At 58.0% G+C, this 20,303-nt stretch carries 24 protein-coding genes and 5 pseudogenes; 24 read left to right on the plus strand and 5 right to left on the minus strand.

All coding sequences use genetic code 11. The features are described 5' to 3' along the window. Window positions 1–145: 145 nt before the first annotated feature. Both AMB_RS04710 and AMB_RS23915 read left to right on the plus strand, forming a co-directional pair. Entirely contained in the window at window positions 146–472 is a 327-nt protein-coding gene (locus AMB_RS04710; RefSeq protein ID WP_011383357.1) for a type II toxin-antitoxin system RelE/ParE family toxin, read from the plus strand. Beyond that, complete coding sequence (locus AMB_RS23915) at window positions 469–750, plus strand: helix-turn-helix domain-containing protein (RefSeq protein ID WP_008620724.1); 282 nt, start codon at window positions 469–471, stop codon at window positions 748–750. The genes AMB_RS04710 and AMB_RS23915 overlap by 4 nt, the downstream gene beginning before the upstream one ends. A gap of 150 nt (window positions 751–900) precedes the next feature. Here the strand turns inward: AMB_RS23915 and AMB_RS23920 are convergent, their stop codons facing one another. Beyond that, a complete protein-coding gene (locus tag AMB_RS23920; protein ID WP_231848974.1) occupies window positions 901–1,347 on the minus strand; it encodes a Fur family transcriptional regulator in 447 nt (148 codons plus the stop codon). A gap of 254 nt (window positions 1,348–1,601) precedes the next feature. On the opposite strand from AMB_RS23920, the gene AMB_RS04720 reads away from it, so the two are divergent. Further along, window positions 1,602–1,982: a response regulator gene (locus AMB_RS04720; RefSeq protein ID WP_008622021.1), complete on the plus strand. Its 381-nt coding sequence runs from the start codon at window positions 1,602–1,604 to the stop codon at window positions 1,980–1,982. An 85-nt stretch (window positions 1,983–2,067) separates the two neighbouring features. On the opposite strand, the gene nrdR is transcribed toward AMB_RS04720, so the two are convergent. Further along, on the minus strand, window positions 2,068–2,529 hold the full coding sequence (nrdR, locus tag AMB_RS04725) for a transcriptional regulator NrdR (RefSeq protein ID WP_011383360.1): 462 nt from the start codon (window positions 2,527–2,529) through the stop codon (window positions 2,068–2,070). A gap of 325 nt (window positions 2,530–2,854) precedes the next feature. Here nrdR and AMB_RS04735 point away from each other — a divergent pair, with 325 nt between their 5' ends. The 8 genes from AMB_RS04735 (at window position 2,855) to AMB_RS04765 (ending at window position 8,483) form a co-directional block, all read left to right on the plus strand. Next, a complete protein-coding gene (locus AMB_RS04735; RefSeq protein ID WP_083763427.1) occupies window positions 2,855–4,384 on the plus strand; it encodes a diguanylate cyclase in 1,530 nt (509 codons plus the stop codon). A gap of 116 nt (window positions 4,385–4,500) precedes the next feature. Beyond that, a complete protein-coding gene (locus tag AMB_RS04740) occupies window positions 4,501–4,896 on the plus strand; it encodes a bacteriohemerythrin (protein ID WP_043743454.1) in 396 nt (131 codons plus the stop codon). Between the two features lie 19 nt (window positions 4,897–4,915). Then, the gene (locus AMB_RS23160) at window positions 4,916–6,802 is read left to right on the plus strand and encodes a diguanylate cyclase (protein ID WP_231848975.1); all 1,887 of its coding nucleotides are present in this window, start codon (window positions 4,916–4,918) and stop codon (window positions 6,800–6,802) included. Between the two features lie 76 nt (window positions 6,803–6,878). Beyond that, window positions 6,879–7,055: a hypothetical protein gene (locus AMB_RS04750; RefSeq protein ID WP_231848976.1), complete on the plus strand. Its 177-nt coding sequence runs from the start codon at window positions 6,879–6,881 to the stop codon at window positions 7,053–7,055. 185 nt (window positions 7,056–7,240) lie between these two features. Continuing rightward, window positions 7,241–7,408: a hypothetical protein gene (locus tag AMB_RS04755; protein ID WP_162470165.1), complete on the plus strand. Its 168-nt coding sequence runs from the start codon at window positions 7,241–7,243 to the stop codon at window positions 7,406–7,408. A gap of 32 nt (window positions 7,409–7,440) precedes the next feature. Further along, on the plus strand, window positions 7,441–7,731 hold the full coding sequence (locus AMB_RS23925) for a sensor histidine kinase (RefSeq protein WP_231849064.1): 291 nt from the start codon (window positions 7,441–7,443) through the stop codon (window positions 7,729–7,731). A gap of 70 nt (window positions 7,732–7,801) precedes the next feature. Beyond that, window positions 7,802–8,080 (plus strand): HU family DNA-binding protein, encoded by a 279-nt coding sequence (locus AMB_RS04760; protein ID WP_008621826.1) that lies wholly within the window; start codon window positions 7,802–7,804, stop codon window positions 8,078–8,080. Further along, window positions 8,070–8,483, plus strand: a complete 414-nt coding sequence (locus AMB_RS04765; protein WP_011383364.1) for a MucR family transcriptional regulator — start codon at window positions 8,070–8,072, stop codon at window positions 8,481–8,483. The genes AMB_RS04760 and AMB_RS04765 overlap by 11 nt, the downstream gene beginning before the upstream one ends. Here the strand turns inward: AMB_RS04765 and AMB_RS04770 are convergent. Then, a pseudogene (locus tag AMB_RS04770) lies at window positions 8,429–9,096 on the minus strand (integrase core domain-containing protein); the annotation flags it as partial. The gene AMB_RS04765 and the pseudogene AMB_RS04770 sit on opposite strands and share 55 nt — an antisense overlap. Window positions 9,097–9,217: 121 nt before the next feature. Between AMB_RS04770 and AMB_RS04775 the strand changes: the two are divergent. The 4 genes and pseudogenes from AMB_RS04775 to AMB_RS04785 all read left to right on the plus strand — a co-directional run. Beyond that, entirely contained in the window at window positions 9,218–10,075 is an 858-nt protein-coding gene (locus AMB_RS04775) for a tyrosine-type recombinase/integrase (protein ID WP_011383366.1), read from the plus strand. A 10-nt stretch (window positions 10,076–10,085) separates the two neighbouring features. Further along, window positions 10,086–11,286, plus strand: a pseudogene (locus AMB_RS04780) (IS91 family transposase). Next, complete coding sequence (locus tag AMB_RS24870) at window positions 11,283–11,531, plus strand: hypothetical protein (RefSeq protein ID WP_011383368.1); 249 nt, start codon at window positions 11,283–11,285, stop codon at window positions 11,529–11,531. The pseudogene AMB_RS04780 and the gene AMB_RS24870 overlap by 4 nt, the downstream one beginning before the upstream one ends. A gap of 154 nt (window positions 11,532–11,685) precedes the next feature. Further along, window positions 11,686–12,128: pseudogene (locus AMB_RS04785) on the plus strand (IS5 family transposase); the annotation flags it as partial. Here AMB_RS04785 and AMB_RS24875 read toward each other — a convergent pair. After that, window positions 12,099–12,385, minus strand: a pseudogene (locus AMB_RS24875) (transposase); the annotation flags it as partial. The pseudogenes AMB_RS04785 and AMB_RS24875 overlap by 30 nt on opposite strands. A gap of 104 nt (window positions 12,386–12,489) precedes the next feature. On the opposite strand from AMB_RS24875, the pseudogene AMB_RS26290 reads away from it, so the two are divergent. The 3 genes and pseudogenes from AMB_RS26290 to AMB_RS24880 form a co-directional block, all read left to right on the plus strand. Then, window positions 12,490–13,128: pseudogene (locus tag AMB_RS26290) on the plus strand (IS110 family transposase); the annotation flags it as partial. Between the two features lie 390 nt (window positions 13,129–13,518). After that, the gene (locus AMB_RS04800; protein ID WP_008621834.1) at window positions 13,519–13,869 is read left to right on the plus strand and encodes an MbcA/ParS/Xre antitoxin family protein; all 351 of its coding nucleotides are present in this window, start codon (window positions 13,519–13,521) and stop codon (window positions 13,867–13,869) included. A 481-nt stretch (window positions 13,870–14,350) separates the two neighbouring features. Continuing rightward, window positions 14,351–14,641, plus strand: a complete 291-nt coding sequence (locus AMB_RS24880) for a hypothetical protein (RefSeq protein ID WP_148207294.1) — start codon at window positions 14,351–14,353, stop codon at window positions 14,639–14,641. A 22-nt stretch (window positions 14,642–14,663) separates the two neighbouring features. Here the strand turns inward: AMB_RS24880 and AMB_RS04805 are convergent, their stop codons facing one another. Next, a complete protein-coding gene (locus AMB_RS04805; RefSeq protein WP_011383373.1) occupies window positions 14,664–15,137 on the minus strand; it encodes a bacteriohemerythrin in 474 nt (157 codons plus the stop codon). A 140-nt stretch (window positions 15,138–15,277) separates the two neighbouring features. Here AMB_RS04805 and AMB_RS24885 point away from each other — a divergent pair, with 140 nt between their 5' ends. The 6 genes from AMB_RS24885 to AMB_RS04830 all read left to right on the plus strand — a co-directional run bounded on the left by AMB_RS24885 (window position 15,278) and on the right by AMB_RS04830 (window position 20,250). Beyond that, entirely contained in the window at window positions 15,278–15,421 is a 144-nt protein-coding gene (locus AMB_RS24885; RefSeq protein ID WP_197531978.1) for a hypothetical protein, read from the plus strand. A gap of 613 nt (window positions 15,422–16,034) precedes the next feature. Next, window positions 16,035–16,448, plus strand: a complete 414-nt coding sequence (locus AMB_RS04810) for a hypothetical protein (RefSeq protein ID WP_011383374.1) — start codon at window positions 16,035–16,037, stop codon at window positions 16,446–16,448. After that, the gene (locus tag AMB_RS04815; RefSeq protein ID WP_011383375.1) at window positions 16,445–17,620 is read left to right on the plus strand and encodes an FTR1 family iron permease; all 1,176 of its coding nucleotides are present in this window, start codon (window positions 16,445–16,447) and stop codon (window positions 17,618–17,620) included. Before AMB_RS04810 ends, AMB_RS04815 begins: the two co-directional genes overlap by 4 nt. 128 nt (window positions 17,621–17,748) lie before the next feature. After that, a complete protein-coding gene (locus tag AMB_RS04820) occupies window positions 17,749–19,053 on the plus strand; it encodes a 4Fe-4S binding protein (protein WP_148207295.1) in 1,305 nt (434 codons plus the stop codon). Between the two features lie 48 nt (window positions 19,054–19,101). Further along, window positions 19,102–19,647, plus strand: coding sequence for an iron transporter (locus AMB_RS04825; protein WP_011383377.1), 546 nt, complete (start codon window positions 19,102–19,104; stop codon window positions 19,645–19,647). Between the two features lie 186 nt (window positions 19,648–19,833). Continuing rightward, entirely contained in the window at window positions 19,834–20,250 is a 417-nt protein-coding gene (locus AMB_RS04830; protein WP_231848977.1) for an iron transporter, read from the plus strand. Window positions 20,251–20,303 lie beyond the last annotated feature (53 nt).

Here is a 20,303-nt window from a genome sequence, read left to right on the forward strand (position 1 = left end):
CGAACAGCCACCACCGATGTGGATGCCCCCCGCCTTTATCCGGCCGTCGAACGGTTCCTCGGTCGAGTGCTCGCCGTTTCGAGGCCGCTAAACCTTCCCATTTAGTTACCTTCCAATAATCGCTATTTTGCGATATGGTATGTCCATGGAATGGAAGGTCGAAACCCTCAACGAAATCGTGGACGCGGAAATCGCTGTCTTGCCCAAGGATATGCAGGCCCGTTTTCTGCGGATAGCCGGGATGATTGAGACCGCTGGGTTGGAAGGTATGGGGCATCCTCATGTGAAGCCGCTTGAGGGCAAGTTATGGGAGATGCGGCTAATGGGCCGCGACGGCATCGCCCGTGCCCTCTATGTGACCGTCACTGGTCGGCGGGTCGTGGTAGTGCGGGCCTTTGTAAAAAAGACTCAGAAGACGCCTCGCCAGGAGATTGAACTCGCATTGGCTCGGGCCAAGGAGATTTTGAAATGACCAGCCTGAATGATCTCAAGGCTAAAATGCTGGCTGATCCCGAGGTTAAGGCCGAATATGACCGTCTCGCTCCCGAGTTCGAGATTGCGGAAACCCTTATCCGTGCCCGGCAACGGGCGGGTCTATCTCAGGCCGAAGTCGCAAAAAGGATGGGCACCACCCAGTCCGTGGTTGCACGGCTGGAAAGTGGTCGTTCCCTTCCTTCATCGACTTCACTGGCACGCTACGCCGCCGCCACAGGAAGCCGCCTTCGTGTTGAGCTTCTTCCTGGTCGATGAGTCCACTGCTGTTCCTGCGTTGGCTCCGTCACCAAGATGGATGCGATCTTGGGTTCATTTATCAAATTACGCAAACCGGGCAACGATTTCACCGCCCAAGGTTTCCTCGCCACCTTGGCTGAATGCTCCCTGGCTTGATGGACGGGATCGCTATTGGTCCTCCTGCCGATCTTCTGGTGTCAGTGGAACCCCAAGAAGCTCAAGGCGATGGCCGGTGACCTGATAGCCGTAATCTGCGGCGATCTTCTTTTGCAAAGCTTCAATCTCAACGCAGGAGAATTCGATAACTTCCCCTGAAGTTACGTCAATCAAGTGATCATGATGGTCACTTTCGGCCTCTTCGTATCGGCTCTTTTTCCCATCGCCAAAATCGTGCCGTTCAAGGATGCCTGCTTCCTCAAAAAGTCGCACGGTGCGGTAGACAGTGGGAATGCTGATATGCCGATTGATCTCGACGGCACGGCGATAAACCTCATCGACATCAGGGTGGTCGGTTGCATCTGAAAGGACGCGAGCGATGACTCGCCGCTGGTCCGTCATCTTCATAGATTTTTCAATGCAACGCTGCTCGATACGAGACGGGGGCGATTCATCCACGGCTCACTTCCTGTCGCATTTCATTCACCTGAACAAAACACATACCACAAAAGAATGATGATGCAAGTTAATCGCAACGACTGCGATTTACAACTTGATGGCTGAGCGGCTGCCCCCGGATGTAGGCGGTTACCATTGATCTGATTGGCTCGCCACGGGGGAATGCGTCAGATTCTCAATCTCATTTGCAGGTGACCAAACTTTAGCTTACATACTTATGGTGCGGATGTTTCTTGAATTTTTGGAGCCTCTCAATGCGGGACCAATTGCCCAGGAAGACCATACTGATCATTGAGGACAACGCCCTCAGTTTAAAGCTTTTTAATGACATTCTTCAGGCCAGAGGCTACTCCACCCTGCAAGCAATGGATGGTCGCGAAGCCAAAGAGATTGTCGAGCAGAGCCGCCCAAATCTTATCCTTTTGGATATCCAGTTGCCGGGGGTTTCCGGCCTAGATTTCGCCCGCGTACTGAAGGAAGACGCTGAACTTCAAGCGATCCCTATCATCGCGGTAACCGCGTTTGCTATGAAGGGTGACGAGGAGCGAATCCTTGAAAGCGGTTGTGACGCCTACCTCGCCAAGCCCATCTCAATTGAAAAATTCCTGAACAAGGTGACTGAATTTTTGGGATAGCTATTTCTGCCGTAAAGGGGGGGGCTTCCAGGGGAAAGTAACGGGGATATTGGCCAATACCTTGTAGGCTTATCGTCATGCGGCTTTAGTCATCGCCTTGCCGTCCCATCTTCCCCAGAAAATCGCCAAAATCCTTGGCTTCGCGGAAGTTCCGATAGACGGAGGCGTATCGCAAATAGGCCACCTGATCCATCCCTATCAGCACATCCATGACCAGTTCGCCGATGAGCTTGGACGGAACCTCGTTCTCTCCCAAGCTCTCCAGGCGGCGATGGATGCCATTGACGATGCGTTCGATCTGCTCCTCATCCACGGGACGTTTTCGCAAGGCGATCTGGAGCGATTTAACCACCTTGTCGCGGTCAAAGGTGGACCGGCTGCCGTCCTTCTTGATCACCACCAGATCGCGGATTTGCACCCGCTCGGAAGTGGTGAAGCGTGAGGCACAGGCAGGACACGCCCGGCGGCGGCGGATGGAGGCATTGTCATCGGTAGGGCGGGAATCTTTCACCTGGGTGTCGTCATGTCCGCAAAAAGGACAACGCATACTCGCCCCCCCCCATCGATGTTCAGATTGATCATTCAGGAAATGGTCGCCGCCAGCAAGAACAGCGGATGACCGAGACAGGAATTTCAATCCGCAGCGTAGACGTGCCCCGGTGGTCGTCCGGTGACGTGGGCTGGGGGCCGTTTACATATTCGTTGCGTGGGCCAACGATTTGTAACGAGCGGGCTATCTGGGGTCGCTACGGATTGACCTTCCCGTTCGTGCGGATGTAACGCTCATGGTGGAGTTTCTGGAGGCCAGATGTCCAAGCCTCTCAGGAAACACGCGGAGTTGGCATCTGTGATTTGATACGCAGGAACCTGCAATGATGGACGACGGGCGAAATCAGCATGGAGGTGACCAGCATGGAGGTGACCAGCATGGAGGTGACCAGGATATTGGGCACCTGCTGAAGCTCGTCGAAATCCCAGAATACCTGAGCATGATCCAGCCGATCATTGACCACCTCCCATGTGGGGTGGCGGTGTTTGATCCGTCCTTGAACATGGTTGTCTGCAATGGGGTGTTTCGGCGTCTGCTGGACCTCCCTGATGAACTGTTCACGGCAGGACTACCATCATTGAAAAAGCTCGCCACGTTCGCCGCTGAACGCGGTGAATATGGCCCTGGCAATCCAGAGGAACTTGCCGAACAGGTCGTACAGCGGGCCATGGCAATGGAACCGAACCAGTTTGAGCGTGTCCGGCCCGATGAAACTATCTTGGAAATCGATGAACGTCCGTTGCCCAATGGCGGATTCGTAACCCTTTACACGGACATCACCGAACGAAGGGCTTTGGCAGAACGCAGCCGTGATCTTGAAGCCCTCAATCTGGAACTGACAAACACCGTTGCGGCTCTCGCAGCATCAAATGCCGAACTCCACGCTGCACGGGAAGAGCTTGAACATCTGGCACAGCGGGATGGCCTGACTGGGGCTTGGACCCGTCGAAGAATTGAAGAAACCGCCCAGCAGGAAATGTTGCGAAAGGCGAGGTACGGCCATCCCGTATCGCTCCTCTTCATCGACCTCGACCATTTTAAGCGGGTGAATGACACCCACGGCCATGCGGTTGGTGATGATGTTCTGAAAGCCTTCTGCAATATCGCCCGAAAATGCATGCGGTCCACCGACCTCCTTGGCCGCTGGGGTGGTGAGGAGTTCGTGATCCTTATGCCCAACAGCGGGGTGATGATCGCCAGCCTTCTCGCCGAACGAATTCGTAAGGCTACGATGGCTTTCGAATTCCCAATTGTTGGGCGTGTCACCACCAGCCTGGGTATCGCGGAATGCAGAGAGGATGAAACCTGGGATTCCTGGCTCGCCCGGTCTGATGCGGCCCTGTATGCCGCAAAGGCAGGTGGTCGGAACCAAGTTATTAAGGATGCAGCCCATGCGGGTGAAGCCGGAGAGGCAGAACTTCTTGATCTGGCGTACATGCGTCTGGGATGGCGAAAGGCTTATGAGTCCGGCCATTCTCTAATCGATAGCCAGCACCGTGATCTGTTCGATCTCGCCAACAATCTTCTGACATCGGTAATCGGAGATCGCCCGGATGATGAAGTTGTTCCCCAGGTCGAATCACTTGTGGCCGACCTCACCAAGCACTTTCATGATGAAGAGGTGATTTTTAGGTCAGTGGGCTATTCATCCGCTGATGATCACGCTGAAATCCACAGATCACTGATTATTAGAGCAAATAATCTGGTGGAAAATTTCAAGCAGGGAGAATTGTCGGTCGGAGAACTTTTTAACTACATTGCTTATGACTTCATTGCCAAGCACATGTTGTCCGAAGATCGAAAGTTCTTTGGACTAATTCAGGCAGATTCAATGCGGCAGGCTGAATCCTAATTGATTCTTCGATTTGCGACGACTTGTAACAATAGTTGATATACAGGATTCCGCTGATTGACCTAATGGCGACAATTCCGCCACACTTTTAATGGAATTTCCATAGGTGGGGTGCCATGCGTCTTCGGTGGCAAGATTCGATGATTTTGGGTGTTCCTGAGATGGATGCATCTCATCGGCACCTGTTTCATCTGCTTGATGCCGTTGCCTTGGCGGTTGAAGCTCGGATGTTGGAAGCCTCCCAGATTTCGGTTGGAGAATTCCTCGAAGCAGCATTTGAGCACCTTGCCAGTGAAGAAGCCCTATTTGAGCGGATCGCAGGTCAACATAACCGGGCTCGACATATGGCTACCCATAATGAAGCCCGGAGAACTTTCAAACGGCTTCAGTCTGCAATCTGCGACAATTCCGACCTGGACGAAGCCCGCACCATTCTGGACGTTTTGATCCCTGAAATGATCATCCGACTGCACCAGGAGGACACGGCCTTGGCATCCGCGTTGCTAAATTGAGCCAAGCTCGGACGTTTCAATGATAAATGATCCGACGACCGCACCGGGCGATGGAGATGGCATTGGCGGCTTGCTGATGCTCGCCAGTTCTCCAGAATGCCGCCACATCATCCAGTCGATCATCGATCACCTTCCGTGCGGCGTAACGCTGTTCGATCAGAATCTGGAAATGATTGCCTGCAACGGCCTGTTCAGACGGCTGCTGGATTTCCCTGACCAATTGTTTGAAGGCAGCCTGCCCTCCATGAAATCCCTTGCCATGTTCAACGCACGACGCGGTGAATACGGTCCAGGTGACCCAGAGGAACTCGCTGGGCAGGTTGTCCAGAGAGCCATGGCGATGAAGCCACACCAGTTCGAGCGTGTTCGGCCTGATGGAACCATTCTGGAGATTTCAGGCCAGCCACTGCCGAGCGGCGGATTCATCACGCTGTACACGGACATCACTGAACGACGTGAAGCCGAGGAAACCCTTCGTGACAAGGAGGGGCTGCTGCGGCTGATTTTCGACAATTCCAGTGTGGCCATTTTCACCATCGATTCCAGTGGCCGGATTGGTGCGGCCAACCAACGGATGGCGGAAATGTTCATGATGCCATTGGAATTGCTGGTTGGCATGGAATACGTCGATCTGGTCGATCCCGTAGAGCAGGAAACAGCCCGAAAGAACATGGCGGATCATCTGGTCCAGGATCGGGCCAACGTCAACCTGGAACGCCATTATTGGCGGTCAAATGGCACTGCGTTCTGGGGGCAACTGACCGCCCGTCACATGCCCGCTTACAAAGATGGGCGTGCGGGTCTGGTCTGCGTCGTTTCTGACATCACAGAACGCAAAATCGCGGAACAGCATCTGGCCGAACGCAGCCACGAACTCGAAATTTTGAACCTGGAACTGACCAAAGCTGTTGAGGCACTCGCCGCATCGAATGCCGAACTTGTTGCCGCCCGAGAAGAACTGGAGCAATTGGCTCAGCATGACAATCTGACGGGCACATGGAGCCGTCGTAGGATTGAGGAATCAGCCCAGCAGGAAATGCTCCGTAAGACACGATATGGACACCCTGTTTCGCTGATTTTCATCGATCTCGACCACTTCAAGCGGGTCAATGACGGCCACGGCCATGCCGCTGGAGACGAAGTTCTAAAAACATTTTGCGACATCGCCCAAAAGTGTATGCGTTCCACCGATTTACTCGGTCGTTGGGGCGGAGAGGAATTCGTGATAGTCACCCCGAACAGTGGGCTGATGATCGCAATCCTGCTTGCAGAACGAATTCGCAAGGCAATCATGGCTTACGAATTTCAAGGCATCGGGCATGTTACAGCCAGTTTTGGCGTCGCCGAATACCGAGAAAATGAATCCTGGGAATCATGGCTATGCCGGTCTGATGCAGCCCTTTACGCGGCAAAGGAAGGTGGGAGGAACCGAGTCGTAACCGATGCCTGCGAGGCTGATGAAGCCGATGAAGCAGAGCTTCTCGATCTCTCGTTTCTACGTCTGGTCTGGAGGAGCACCTACGAGTCCGGCCATGCATTGCTCGACACGCAGCACCGAAATCTATTCGAACACGCAAATAATTTGCTGACAGCGGTCATCGGAGAGCGACCAACCGATGAGGTGGCGCCTCAGATCGAAGCACTTGTTGCGGACCTTCTGGATCATTTCCGGGATGAAGAAGCAGTTTTCCGCTCGATAGGATATTCCGGTGCTGATGAACATGCCCAAACCCACAAGGGGCTGATCGACCGTGCCGGGGAATTGGTGGCAAATTTCACATCCGGCGAACTTGCCTTGGGTGACCTGTTCAATTTCCTGGCCTATGACGTGGTGGCAAAGCACATGCTATCTGAGGATCGAAAGTTCTTTGGACAAATCCAAGTGATCCGCGATACAGCAGGCTGAACGCAGGTAGGCTGATCAGACGACAATGGCGATATTCGGGCGAAAAACTCCCCCCATCCAAGTCGGGGATCGATTCATGAAGGCCAACGACCAGACCCGGAAAGTCTGGGAGGTATCCCGACTTTGGACGGCGGTCGATGGTGTGCCCCATGCCCGGTTGGTGAACCAGCATGAGACGCTGATGGTGTCCGTTGGAACTTTGAATGATCAGGAGTTCTTCGTGGCCATTCCTGTGATGCGGAACGAACCATAAAGCAGATCGGCGGTGGCGCACTGGCGAGAACTCCACCGCCGGATCGTGCTGGATGGATTTGGGTTACGGGGGATGGTCCATCCAGATGTGGCCGCATTGGGGGAATGCCACCATGAAACGCTATCGCATTCGCCCTGTGCCATCAAGACGTACAGGATGAACTTCTCGCCCATATGGTGAAAATCTTGAACGCAAATCCGACCACGGACACCGCATCAGTCACGGTTACGACAATCAGCATCATCCATGTGATGAATGCTGGAAAGCTGCGTGCCTTGGCTGATGTTGAAGTCGTCTTTGATGGTGTGGAGATGATCATCCAAGGTGTCCAGGTGGGGACGGTCACCAGTTAGATCGGCTTTTCCAAAATCTAATTGGGAATGCCATCAAATATCGAACAGAGGGGATAAGGCCCCACATCGCCGTAGCTGTTCGCCTCAATGATGGGAAGGCGGTCTTCTCTGTTCAAGATAATGGTATCGGGATCGCACCAGAATACTTCGACCGAATTTTTCTGCTTTTCAAGCGACTTCATACCCGAGAGGTATACGAGGGAACAGGAATAGGTCTTTCTGTCTGCAAGAAGATTGTCGAGCGGCACGGGGGCGAGATTTGGGTCGAGCAATCACTTTCTGGCGGCTCGAATTTCCTGTTTACCTTGCCGACGCATGAGTAAACCCGTTTGGTTGACGATACCTATTCGTCGTGCCATTCGTTATAGCCATACTTTTCGTAGGGAGGGGCAAATGAACAAGTCCGAATTGATCGCCGCCGTTGCCGATGGTGCCAACATGACCAAGGCCGACGCGGCAAGTGCCATCGACGCTGTATTCGAAGCCATCACCGCCGCCATGAAATCGGGCGATGACGTGCGTCTTGTTGGCTTCGGGTCTTTCTCGGTTTCTGCCCGTCCTGCACGTGAAGGCAGGAATCCGCAGACTGGCAAGACCCTCACCATCGCGGCCAGCAAGTCTGCCAAATTCACCGCCGGAAAGAGCCTCAAGGACACCATCAATGGCCGATGACATCAAGGCTCTGACCGCTAAGATTGTGGCCGCCTACCTGAGCAGCAGCACCTTGGCGGCCACTGAAATCCCAACCCTGATCAAGTCCGTTTATTCGACTTTAGCCGCTACGGACAACCCTGCTTCAGCACCGGCTGAACGGCAGCAACCTGCCGTTTCAGTGAAGCGGTCGGTGACCCCCGATTACATTGTCTGTTTGGAATGTGGTGATCGGCAAAAGGTGCTTAAGCGACACCTCACGACTGGGCATGGGCTGACTGCCGACGAGTACCGGGCCAAGTGGGCTTTGCCCAGGGATTACCCTCTCGTCGCCCCGGAATACGCCGCACGTGACCTGCCTTGGAACTTTCATCCGGCTGAAAGTAGAGTCTCGGCCAAAATTACGCCGTCTGGCGCGGGGTGAGCAATGGGGTCGGGCTTGGAGCCCCGGAGGGGCGGAGAGGCCGACCCCATTGCCTTGAGTTTGGCGGCGTGAGCCGCCGGGGTTTGGTATCCCAGGGCTGAATGCGGCCTGGCGGTGTTGTAGTCGGCCACCCAGGCGACAATGACGGCGCGAGCCTGTGCCATGCTGGTGAAGACCGTCTCGTTGAGCAGTTCATCGCGCATCCGGCCATTGAAGCTCTCGCTGTAGCCGTTTTGCATGGGCTTGCCGGGAGCGATGTGGTGCCATTGTATGCAATGGTCCTGCGTCCATTTCAGCACGGCATTGGAGGTCAGTTCGGTGCCGTTGTCGGAGACGATCATCCCCGGCGTTCCCCGTCTGGCGATCAGCGCCGCCAGTTCGCGGGCTACCCGCACGCCGGAGATCGATGTGTCGGGAACCGATGCCAAACATTCCCGCGTCACGTCATCGACGATATTGAGCACGCGGAAACGCCGTCCATTCTCCAACTGATCATGGATAAAATCCAGCGACCAGCGACCAGCGACCAGCGGGCATTGGGCTTGGCCTCAACCAAGATCGGCGCCCGGGTGCCGATGGCCTTGCGCCGGGTGCGGCGCTTGCGCACTGCTAGAGGGCGTTGACATTCAGGATTGAACGAAATCGCTACGGCGATATTGGAGCCTGATGTGACGGCAAAGGCCCCCGTCTGACAGGGTTGGTTTCCCGACCACCCTACAGACAGGAGGCCCCCGATGGCCGAGATGAGCCCTCTGCGTCGCCGTATGATCGAGGACATGACCGTCCGCAATCTGTCACCGGCGACACAACGATCCTACCTTCATGCGGTTTCGAAGTTCAGCCGATTCTTCAATCGGTCGCCCGATCGGCTCGACCATGATGATGTGCGCACTTGGCAGGTCCACCTGGTGTCGCAGGGTATCTCGTGGGCCAGCCTCAATCAGTTCGTGGCGGCGTTGCGGTTCTTCTATGGGGTGACGTTGCGGTGCCCGGAGATTCCGGAGCGGATTGTCTATGCCCGCCAGCCGCGGCGGTTGCCGATAGTGCTGAGCGCCGACGAGGTGGTGCGGTTCCTGGAGGCGGTCCCCAGCCTGAAGAATCGCACGGCGCTGACCACGGCTTATGCCACTGGGCTGCGGGTGTCGGAGGTGGTGGCGCTCAAACTCGCCGACATCGACAGCGGCCGGATGGTGATCCGGGTAGAGCAGGGCAAGGGGCGCAAGGACCGCTACGTCATGTTGTCGGCGCAGTTGCTTGGTATTCTGCGCACCTATTGGCCGCTGGCGAGGCCGGAGCATTGGCTGTTTCCCGGCCGCGAGGACAAGCCGATCGAGCCGACCGTGCTTAATTCGGCCTGCCGTTCGGCCTGCGTTGCGGCCGGCATCGACAAGCGCGTCACTGTCCATACCCTGCGCCATAGCTTTGCCACCCATCTGCTGGAGGCGGGCACTGACATCCGCATCATCCAGGTGCTGCTCGGCCACAACAACCTATCGACGACGGCGCGCTACACCCAGGTATCCAACGCGATGATCGCCAAGACAACAAGTCCGCTTGACGGTCTCGACCTGATGGTGGTGCCGCCGTCCTGAGATGCCAGCCATGGCCGGGGGATTGGAGGTGGCGGACGGTGTTCCGCCGCTTCGGTAGTGCATGGCGGGCGGCCCAGGACGGGCATCTTGATCGCGGCCGACGCCGGGTGATGGCGGCGATCGAGGCATGCCGGACGGCGCGGTTGGGCGGTCATAGCGAGTCCTGCGGCGCGTGCGGGCTGGTGCGCATCGCCTACAATTCCTGTCGCAACCGGCACTGCCCCAAGTGTCAGGGCTTGGCGCGCGCCCAGTGGCTGGCCGACCGTCAGGCCGAGTTGCTGCCGGTGCCCTACTTCCATGTCGTCTTCACCGTTCCAGCCGAGATCGCCGTCGTCGCATTCCACAACAAGGCGGTGGTCTACGACATCCTGTTCAAGGCCACCAACGAGACGCTGCGCACCATTGCCGCCGATCCCAAGCATCTTGGCGCCGAGCTCGGTTTCATCACCGTGCTGCATACCTGGGGACAGGCGTTGCAGCACCATCCCCATCTCCACTGCGTGGTGCCGGCCGGCGGCCTATCCCCGGATGGTCAACGCTGGGTCGCCTGCCGCCCCGGCTTCTTCCTGCCGGTCAAGGTGCTGTCCCGGCTGTTCCGTCGCTTATTTCTGGAACAGCTGACGGCGGCATTCCAGGCCGGCGCGCTCGCCTTCTTCTCCGACCTCGCTGCCCTCGCCGAACCCGCCGGTTTCACCCGCTACCTTGCGCCGCTGCGCAAGGCGAACTGGGTAGTTTACGCCAAGCGCCCGTTCGGCGGACCCGAGCAAGTGCTGGCCTATCTCGGTCGCTATACCCACCGGGTTGCCATCGCCAACAGCCGATTGAGCGGAATCGAGGATGGGGGTGTCAGCTTCCGCTGGAAGGACTATCGCCATCACGACAAGCAGAAGGTGATGACGCTGAAGCCCGGAGAATTCATCCGCCGCTTCTTGCTCCACGTCCTCCCCGACGGCTTCCACCGCATCCGCCATTACGGCTTTCTCGCCAATGGGCGCCGCGCCGCCAAGCTGGAAACCTGCCGCCGCCTGCTGGCCGTGCCGACGCCGCCGATCGCGGTGGCCGGCACCCCGGATGACTACCGTGATCGCCATCACCGTCTCACTGGCCACGACCTCCGCCGCTGCCCATGCTGCGGCGGCACCATGGCGCCGCTCGCACCCATCCCCCGATCGCCGGCCGGCCATGCCAACCACCGGATCGACACGTCATGACCGTCGCTCTGCTTCCGTCCCTCGTGACCGCGATTACACCGACGGTGGCCGTCGGCGTCGCCGCTGCTCGCCCAATTCACGTCCGTTCGGCCATCACGGCGACCACGACTGCCGCTGATCGCCACCTCCGGGCCACCGCCGTCGCCATTGCAGCACCCATCACCACGCCCGTGTGCGTTCCGTCGGCCGGCTTCTCCGCGCGGATGGCGCCAGCCATGCCCACCGCCATGGTCAAATCCCCATAGACCTCGTCCGCGTCCCGCGGTTTCGTTCAATCCGGCTTCTCAGAGGTCCGGCTCCTTTGGGGCTGGCGCCTCCTTGGCCGGACCTCAGAGAACCCTCCAGATTCCCACGGCCCCCAAAATCTGATTCAAACTCCTTTTCGAGAAGGAGGCTTGAATGAGCGGGGTCCGTTTGATCTTAAAGGATCATCAGTGGGATCGGATGGCGCCGCATTTGCCGGGCAAGCGCAGCGATCCCGGCAGGACTGGTGCGGATAACCGCCTTTTCCTGGAAGCTGTGCTATGGCTGGCCCGAACGGGTTCGCCTTGGCGTGATCTGCCGAATTTTTTCGGCAATTGGAACAGCGCGTTCATCCGTTTTTCCCGCTGGTCCAAGGACGGTGTATGGGATCGGCTTTTCGCCATGATGGCTGACGACCCCGACTTCGAATACGTCATGATCGACTCGACCATCGTCCGGGCGCACCAACATGCGGCGGGCAAAAAAGGGGGCCTGAAGCTCGTGCGATCGGGCGTTCGCGCGGCGGGCTGACCACCAAGATCCACGCCATCGTCGATGCCTTGGGCAATCCGCTGCGCTTTGTCGTCGGGCCAAACCGAACGGTAGCGGATCATGGTGCGATCCGCCGCGATCACCGCACAGGCCCGACGCTCGCTCATCTCGAATTGGCTTCGCAGATGGGCGACAGCTTCTCGCTTGGCGGCGGGCCTCACCATTTTTTTCCCAGCAGATCGCGGAGCGCGGCCTCGTTCAGCATGGATTCCGCCAGCAGCTTCTTCAGCTGGGCGTTCTCGTCCTCAAGCGCTTTCAGCCGCCGGGCTTCCGACACGTCGAGCCCGCCATACTTGGCCTTCCACTTAATGGGATGGACGTCTCTCCCCCCAAGCGGCAACGCTTGCAAAGGGGCGCATCAGATGTTGGAGGAGATCATGACGATCACATACATGGGTATCGATCTGGAGAAGAGCGTGTTCCAACTGCACGGGGCGGATGCCGATGCGCGGCCTCCTGCTGGACCGTGGCTTCGCGATCGGTGCTTCGATCACTCGAGCCCGGCGCGCCATCCCCGAGATCATCTCCGATCCGAACAACGGTTTGACCACCATGGCTCGGGAAACCATCACGGAACTCCACGAGTTTCTTGGTCAGATCGACCAGCGGATCAAAGCGTTCGACCGTCGCATCGGGGAGATCTTCCGCGCGAATGCGGCTTGTCAACGGATCGCCCGCATCTTTGGCGTCGGCCCCAAAACGGCCACCGCCGTGATCGCGGCGGTCGGAGATGGCAAGGAGTTTAAGAATGGCCGACACCTTTCCGCTTGGATGGGGCTTGTCCCACGACAGCATTCCAGTGGCAGTCGATAGATTCTGATGGGGATCAGCAAGCGCGGCGATCAGCACCTGCGAACCTTGCTCGTTCATGGCGCGAGAGCCGTGGTGCGGGTGGCCGCGAGACGGAGTGACCCGTTCAGCCAATGGATCAATGCGCTGCGAGAGCGTCGCGGGGCGAACCGGGCAATTGTCGCCGTCGCCAACAAGAACGCCCGGATCATATGGGCGATGCTTCGGCGCCATGAGGAATTCCAGCCCGCGACCTGAGGCTGGGATAAGGGTTGCATGGAGATCCAAGAAATGTGACCGACCGGCAAATCCGGTGTGTGAGGAACCTGGCTTTTATAACGGCCCCATGAGGCCGACCACTTGTTGAGGCTCACCACGCGGAATTCCCATTTGGGCGCACCGACATCCGGTGACGCCGGATATGCCAGCATGCTGGCCAGTAAGAAGGCTTCCCTGCAGGTGGTCGGGGCCTTGGGCTGGCGGCTGAGAGCAACCTGGATGGCCAAATTGGCCATCAATTCCGCCCGTTCGTTGGCGGTAACAATTTCGTCCACGCTTAGCACCTTGTCAGTTGATGGCCGGCCCAGTAGATAATGCGAAAGTCTGGACGAACAAGGGTTTTGAGACGCGCTTGGAGCCTATTGGACGATGATGATCACGGTGGATAGCGAACCTGATCGAGAGGCGAAACTGGCGGAGATCGTCGCCAAGATCCGCCAGATTCTCGTCGGAGATGACCCACAGGGCATCGTTGAGACAGTCACGCCCGAACCGCCGCAACCTGTGCTGACCGGGATCAGTGTCGGCCGAGCCCACCGTTTAACCCTTTTGGCGAACCATGTGTTCGGCGATGAGGATAATGCCTGCATCTGGTTGACGGAGCCGCAGGAGAGGTTTGGGGGCAAATCTCTGATGCAATTGGCCGAGAATCCCGCCGTTGCCGATCATATTGAGGAGGCATTGCGGCGGATCCATGAGGAACAGATTTTCAAGGATTAACCAAAAATTCGCGCCAAACGCGGCCTCATCAAATAAACAATGCGAACAAATGGACCATGAATTCGAACTCAGAACAGACCAAAAGCGCACTTGATCAATGCTTTGTAGATACAGTTAGGCATTTGTCACATATAGAGGCGCCAGACAAGCTTGAAAAATTGACGGAATTGCTTTTGATGGCGGTTCTCTCGAGAGAACCATTGAAGCCATTGCGGGATGCATTGATTGCGTCCATCCGCTACACAATAAATGAAGTGCGCAATCGACCATCAGGCCATGGAAGACGGAACGCCATGAGGCTGTCTGTGGTGATGTGCCGAAAAACTCTGCACGTGGCCAGGATCGCGTCAAAAGTGAGCTGACCATACGAGGCATGATCTGGCTGAAATCTCGAGCGTCGTGCCTTGTATGTGAGGCGCGACGCTCAGGCAGAGGGCGCACCACTTCGGTGGTGCCGAGGAACGGGGGGCTGTGTAGCGCCATGGCCAAGAATGCCCCCAGGGCTTCCCGCAAATGGCAACGACGTTACTTGCATCTGCAGCCGCCGGCAACGCGTTACTATTCGGCCGGGGTGGCCATGAAGGCCAAGGCGTTGATGTGTGTGTGGCGGGCTCGCGTCATAATGCCCAAGACCTCGTTCGGCGGGAATGTCTCGGTGCTCATGGAATGGACGTTCTGGACACGCCTCGTTCGCAATGCCCGATTTTATCAAGTGCCGCTATTCAGCGGATTTCCGCCCATCGGCCAGAGTCTTACGATTTGTCGCGGCTGATAGGCTGAGTGTTTGGTGAGCACTATCCTGCGGCTTCCGCGGCCAGGAGGGCGAGAGGACGAGGATCCACGGCGGAATCTCTTATCCACCGCTTATACTGCATGTCCTCATTGAGGATGTGGTGAGTGAGCCATTTGACAACGAGGTCGGGAAGGTCGTCCGCCGCTGACTTGGTCCCACTTTGATAGGTTTCGGAAATCGCCCTCACCCTGGCTTGAAACTTACGGTGTTTATGGTGATGTTCCGAGAGTTGCGTATAGCCGACCGCTTTCAGCGCCTTTTCCTCGCGAAGGAAATGCCCATCCACATACTCTTCCAGGATCAAGAGAGTGCTGGCGATGATCAAGCCCTGATCCCGCTTATCGGCGAGCGAATCGTAAAGCAGCCGAGCAATGTCAAAAAATGCCTTATGGTCGGAGTCCAGCGTGTCATTACCCACGGACATCTCGGGGGTCCACTCAGGGATTGCGCCTCGAGCGGCACCACTGGCTTCCATTTTCCCCTCCCTACAGTGGCTTTTGGCCCCAGGTAGTTCTGGTGCCGCTCAGCGAGCAGATTGTGCCAAGCCATCCGCAGGTGATATGACTAACGTAACAAAGGCTCATAGCCGAGGGCCTGTCAAGGGAGGCTATCAGCATGGCCATCTGCATTAGCGGCAATGGACACAGCTTCCGTGACAATGAGATCATCGTCAGCAAGACGGACCTTCAGGGGCGAATGACCTATTGTAATGGCGTTTTTATTCGCATCTCAGGATACGCGGAAGCCGAGTTGATCTGAAAAACACATAACATGATGCGGATTGACATAAATCAATCTGACGAGATGTTGTTTTTAGCGCATTTTTATCTTGGCGGTGCATATCGCAAGAATTATCACGTTGATCTTGCAGCCTCCGGTACATCGCAGGTCCTGTTAAGGGCTTGCAGACTGACCGCCCCCCCCCCCAGCCGCGATAAAACGAAGCCGTTTCCTCCCTTCCCGATGACGTCGAATCCCTGCGCCATATCATCGCCGGGCTGACCGGAGAGTTGGCGGCGGCGGTCAGCGCCTCTTCATCATCCCGCCCCTGTGGCTCACGTCGCTGTATCCAGCGTGGCTGCCCCTGCACCAGGCAAGTCCGGCGCTCCGGCACAGCCAACCGCTCGCACACCGCCATGATGCAGCACCGGCGACGGGCGGGGCTCACTTGACCGGCCCCGGCACCTCGATGCGCTCGAAAGCGGCCATACGCTGACATGTGAGGAGAGTGGCGTTTGCCCATCTTCGCCTGCTCCTAGGCTCGTCATTTTGCCGGAAATGCGAGAGAGAATCACTTGCACTATCAGCCTTCATTCGACTATACCCACATCTAATTCGAGTCATTAGCAAACTCATTAAGGGAGGGTTCCAGATGAAGTGGACCTGGTCGAGTGGAATGTGCACTGCCCTGCTCCTCGTATCAGCCTCGGCATGGGCAGCCGGGGGCTATTGGGCTGGAATCGCCGAGGAAGTTTGCACAGAGGTTACCAAGGTCGAAACCTTTGCCAAGGCAGGCAAGATCGAGGACGCCAAGGCGGCGTTCCACACCGCCTATTTCGGCACCTTCGAAGAAAAGAAGATGGAGATCGCCGAGCGCTCCAACTTCGGCATCTCCCATACTGCCGATGTGGAAGAGATGTTCAACAATCTCCGCAAGGCAGCAAGCAAGCCCGGAACCGGCGACGTGTCCGCCCTGGCCGAGACGCTGCGCAGGGAGTTGCGCAAAGACGGCAAGGCACTCGATGCCGCCAAAGTGAATCCCGATGGAAATGAGGGAAAAAAATGATTCGCCACATAATTCTGGCCATCACCATGGTGGTCCTCGCCGCGTTGCCCGCCTCGGCGAAGACGGTGGACGTCCCCGCCACCATCTCCTTGATCCTTGAGGGCGGCGATGCCGCCATCGCCGCCTATGCCCCCGAGCGCAAGGCCGCCACTGCCGATGCCATGTCTGATCTTTACTTCGATTCCTTCGAGGCCAGTGGCCTGGAAGGTGCGATCGGCATGGTCGATGCCTCGTGGAAAATCGGTCTGGAGGGGCAGTTCGGCCAACTCATCGGAAAGATCCGCCAGGGCGACTCTCCGGAGGTGGTGAAGGCGGGCTGGGCCTCGCTGCGCGCCAATCTGGCCGTCGTTCCGTCGCGGATGGCCCCCAAGGGGGGAGGGTTCTGGAGCATGTTCCTTCAGTCTTTCCTGATCCTGGTGCGCGAGGGCTTCGAGGCCATGCTGGTGATCACCTCCCTGGCCGCCTATCTCAAGCGTTCCGCTCCGGAGAAGGTCAAGGTGGTCTATCACGGGGTTGGCTGGGCGGTGATCGCCAGTTTGGTGACCGCATGGGTGGTGTCGGCCCTGATCAATGTCAGCGGCCAGGGCAAGGAATTGTTTGAAGGCTGCACCATGCTGCTGGCCTCGGTGGTGCTGTTCTATTGCTCGTACTGGCTGTTCGCCAAGCGCGAGGCCGCCCGCTGGCAGAGCTACGTCAAGGAGCAAATCAGTTCGGCCCTGTCGGGCGGCCGCCTGTTCGCCCTGGGCTTCGCCGCCTTCCTGGCGGTTTATCGGGAAGGGGCCGAGACGGTGCTGTTCTATATCGCCCTGGCTTCCGGCGAGCCGGGCCAGATGACGGCGCTGTTGGCGGGACTCGGCGCTGCCTGCGTGGCTCTGGGAGCCCTCTACGTGACCATGAACGTGATGTCCATCCGTCTGCCCCTGGGTGTGTTCTTCGGGGTGACCGCCGGACTGCTCTACTACTTGGCGGTGGCGTTCGCCGGCAAGGGCGTGGTCGAGTTGCAGAACGCTAAGGTGCTTCCCATCACTCCGCTGGAGGGGTGGCCGAGCGTCGATTGGCTTGGCCTGTTCCCCACCCTCGAGGGTGCCACGGCCCAGGCCATCCTGGTCGTGCCCCTGCTGGTCGGCATCCTTGTTCTGCAATTCAAGAAACGAGCCGCGAGGGCAGCGTGAACAATAAATCTTTCGACGAGGTTCGGACCAAGGCGTCGGTGCGCCCAGTTTCGGCACGGAAGGTCGCGGCGGCTGTCGAAGAGTTCTTCGTCCGCAATCGCACATGGCTGTCATGGGTCCATGCGGCCATGTTCCTGGTCTTTCTCGGCATCATCCTCGTGCCGGTTTTTCTACCCGATCCTCCGGGCAACGCCACGCCGTTGACCCATTACACCACCTTTACCAATTACCTATTGTGGGGATTGTGGTTTCCGCTGGTGTTCATGTCGGTGATCGTCACCGGACGGTCATGGTGCGGTTTGCTTTGCCCCATGGGGGCGGCGGCCGAGAAGGCCAACGCCTATGGACCGAAGTTTAAGATTCCCCGCTGGCTGAGCTGGGAAGGAACGCCGGTGGTAAGCTTCCTCATCGTCACCATTATCGGTCAGACGGTGGGGGTGCGCGACCATCCCGAGGCCGCGGCCGAGGTCTTCGGCGGCACCATGCTGGCCGCGATCATCATCGGCTGGCTGTTCGGTTCCAAGAAACGCGCTTGGTGCAGGCACGCCTGCCCAATCGGCCTGCTGCTGGGCGTGTTCTCGCGTCTGGGAGCGGTGGAGTTCGCACCCTGGACCCGAAAGTCAACCACAGAGGGATACACCGACCGAGGTGTATGCCCCACCCTGATTGATATCTCTCGCAAGACGGAATCGCGGCACTGCATCGAATGCTTCCGCTGCGTCAATCCATCGGCCAAGGGTGGGGTCCACCTGGAATTCCGCAAGCCCGGGAAAGAGATCGAGCGAATTCGCGATCATCACGCCAATCCGGTGGAGGTGTGGTTCTTGTTCCTCGGGACCGGCATCGCCCTGGGTGGCTTTCTGTGGCTGGTTCTGCCGATCTTCCAGAAGATGCGGCAAAGTCTAGGGGTGTGGAGCATTCACAACGGCCTGACCTGGATGGGGCAGCCCGGACCGGCTTGGCTGATGAGCGTTCATCCCGAACGGAACGAAATTTTCCTTTGGCTCGATTTCGTGATGATCACCGGCTTCATGACGGGCTGCATGGTGCTGCTGGCCGTCGTTCTGGCGGCGTTCACATCCTGCTCGTCCGCTTTGGCGGGACGGGCGGGAGGCGATGGCACCTTTGGCAGCCGTTTCACCGAATTGGGCTACCAATACACTCCGGTGGCCATGGTCTCACTGATCATCGGTCTTGGCGGCAAGTTGTTCGAACCCATCGCCTATACCCCGCTGGGGATCGATGGTGTCCATGGGGCGAAGGGCTTGCTCTTCGTGATCGGACTGCTGTGGAGCATCCGCCTGGGCGAACGCATCCTCGCCCGCCAGGGGGTCGCGGCCTCGCGCCGCTGGCTGCCGCTGTTGCCTGGCCTTATCGGCACGCTGGCGGTCGGCCTCGGCTGGTGGCCGGCAATCTTCGGTCTCATGAAGTAAAACGCCTTGTGGCGACTTTCCAAACTCACATTTCCAACGGAGGTAAGCATGGTTTTTTCCAAGTATTCCAGCGTGGCTACGGCGGCCATGGCCGTGGTCCTGCTGTCTGGTGCCGCGACCGCCGGAGAGATCCGCATTGGCGATCCGGTCGAGAAGGCCGGGATGAAGATTGCCGGCGTCTATCTCCAGGCGGTCCTGATGGATCCGGAGAATGATATCTGCGGCCCCCACACCGCCGATATCCACCTGGAAGCGGACGTGCACGCCCTCAAGGGCAATCCCAACGGCCTGGGCAAGGGCGAATGGGTTCCCTACATGAATGCATCCTATGTCCTGACCAAGAAGGGCAGCGACTTCAAGGATGCCGGCCCGCTGGTCGCCATGGTCGCCAATGACGGCCCCCATTACGGCCGTAACGTCAAGATGGCCGGGCCGGGCACCTATCATGTGGTGTTCACTCTTCAGCCGCCCTCGGCCAATGGCATGGGCCACCATGTCAGCAAGGAGACGGGTGTCGCTGAATGGTGGGCGCCCATCACCCAGGAATGGGACTTCGATTATGTGGGCAGCACCGGCAAGAAGGGCGGTTACTGATCGCTTCTTCGGGTCTGGCCGGCATGGCGATGCCTGCCGCGTCTTGATTTCGTGAACACATCACACCCAGAGGTAATAATGCGTCTCACTCTCGTGAAAACGGCCTACGTCGCTGCCGCGGCCCTTATGCTTTCCGGCGCAGCCGGTGCCGCCGAGCGCCCCATCGGCGAAGTCGAAAAGGGCGGCATGAAAATCTCAGCCGTCTATCATCAGGGTATCGTTGTGGAGCCGAAGAATGAGCTCTACGGCCCGGACAACGCCGATATCTATCTGCAGGCCGATGTTCATGCCCTGAAGAACAACCCCAACGGCTTTGGCAAGGGCGAGTGGCTGCCCTATGTGACGGCGTCCTATGTGGTGACCAAGCCGGGCAGCGACTTCAAGGCCGCCGGCCCGCTGCCGCCCATGACCTCGGTCACCGGCCCCCATTACGGCCGCAATATCAATCTGGCGGGACCGGGCACCTATCATGTGACTATCACCCTCAAGGCGCCGGTCCACAATAACTTCTACCGCCACACCGACAAGGAGACGGGCGTCTCTCAGTGGTGGGATCCCATCACCCAGGAATGGGACTTCAAGTTTGAGGGTGCCGGAAAGTAATGCCGGCACCGTTTATGAAATATAGGTCGGCATGGGCGCGGGGAGCAGCACCT

The sequence above is a fragment of the Paramagnetospirillum magneticum AMB-1 genome (assembly GCF_000009985.1).
GTDB lineage: Bacteria > Pseudomonadota > Alphaproteobacteria > Rhodospirillales > Magnetospirillaceae > Phaeospirillum > Phaeospirillum magneticum.

Excerpts from the sequence above, each read along its gene's own strand:
- AMB_RS04830 (WP_231848977.1), top strand. The coding sequence starts at position 19,834 with ATGAAAATCTCAGCCGTCTATCATCAGGGTATCGTTGTGGAGCCGAAG.
- AMB_RS04810 (WP_011383374.1), top strand. The coding sequence starts at position 16,035 with ATGAAGTGGACCTGGTCGAGTGGAATGTGCACTGCCCTGCTCCTCGTA.
- AMB_RS04800 (WP_008621834.1), top strand. The coding sequence starts at position 13,519 with ATGATGATCACGGTGGATAGCGAACCTGATCGAGAGGCGAAACTGGCG.
- AMB_RS04720 (WP_008622021.1), top strand. The coding sequence starts at position 1,602 with ATGCGGGACCAATTGCCCAGGAAGACCATACTGATCATTGAGGACAAC.
- AMB_RS24880 (WP_148207294.1), top strand. The coding sequence starts at position 14,351 with ATGGCCAAGAATGCCCCCAGGGCTTCCCGCAAATGGCAACGACGTTAC.
- AMB_RS04740 (WP_043743454.1), top strand. The coding sequence starts at position 4,501 with ATGCGTCTTCGGTGGCAAGATTCGATGATTTTGGGTGTTCCTGAGATG.
- AMB_RS23915 (WP_008620724.1), top strand. The coding sequence starts at position 469 with ATGACCAGCCTGAATGATCTCAAGGCTAAAATGCTGGCTGATCCCGAG.
- AMB_RS04825 (WP_011383377.1), top strand. The coding sequence starts at position 19,102 with ATGGTTTTTTCCAAGTATTCCAGCGTGGCTACGGCGGCCATGGCCGTG.
- AMB_RS04735 (WP_083763427.1), top strand. The coding sequence starts at position 2,855 with ATGATGGACGACGGGCGAAATCAGCATGGAGGTGACCAGCATGGAGGT.
- AMB_RS04815 (WP_011383375.1), top strand. The coding sequence starts at position 16,445 with ATGATTCGCCACATAATTCTGGCCATCACCATGGTGGTCCTCGCCGCG.
- AMB_RS04765 (WP_011383364.1), top strand. The coding sequence starts at position 8,070 with ATGGCCGATGACATCAAGGCTCTGACCGCTAAGATTGTGGCCGCCTAC.
- AMB_RS04775 (WP_011383366.1), top strand. The coding sequence starts at position 9,218 with ATGGCCGAGATGAGCCCTCTGCGTCGCCGTATGATCGAGGACATGACC.
- AMB_RS04710 (WP_011383357.1), top strand. The coding sequence starts at position 146 with ATGGAATGGAAGGTCGAAACCCTCAACGAAATCGTGGACGCGGAAATC.
- AMB_RS04750 (WP_231848976.1), top strand. The coding sequence starts at position 6,879 with ATGAAGGCCAACGACCAGACCCGGAAAGTCTGGGAGGTATCCCGACTT.
- AMB_RS04820 (WP_148207295.1), top strand. The coding sequence starts at position 17,749 with ATGTTCCTGGTCTTTCTCGGCATCATCCTCGTGCCGGTTTTTCTACCC.
- AMB_RS24870 (WP_011383368.1), top strand. The coding sequence starts at position 11,283 with ATGACCGTCGCTCTGCTTCCGTCCCTCGTGACCGCGATTACACCGACG.
- nrdR (WP_011383360.1), bottom strand. The coding sequence starts at position 2,529 with ATGCGTTGTCCTTTTTGCGGACATGACGACACCCAGGTGAAAGATTCC.
- AMB_RS04805 (WP_011383373.1), bottom strand. The coding sequence starts at position 15,137 with ATGGAAGCCAGTGGTGCCGCTCGAGGCGCAATCCCTGAGTGGACCCCC.
- AMB_RS24885 (WP_197531978.1), top strand. The coding sequence starts at position 15,278 with ATGGCCATCTGCATTAGCGGCAATGGACACAGCTTCCGTGACAATGAG.
- AMB_RS04760 (WP_008621826.1), top strand. The coding sequence starts at position 7,802 with ATGAACAAGTCCGAATTGATCGCCGCCGTTGCCGATGGTGCCAACATG.
- AMB_RS23160 (WP_231848975.1), top strand. The coding sequence starts at position 4,916 with ATGATAAATGATCCGACGACCGCACCGGGCGATGGAGATGGCATTGGC.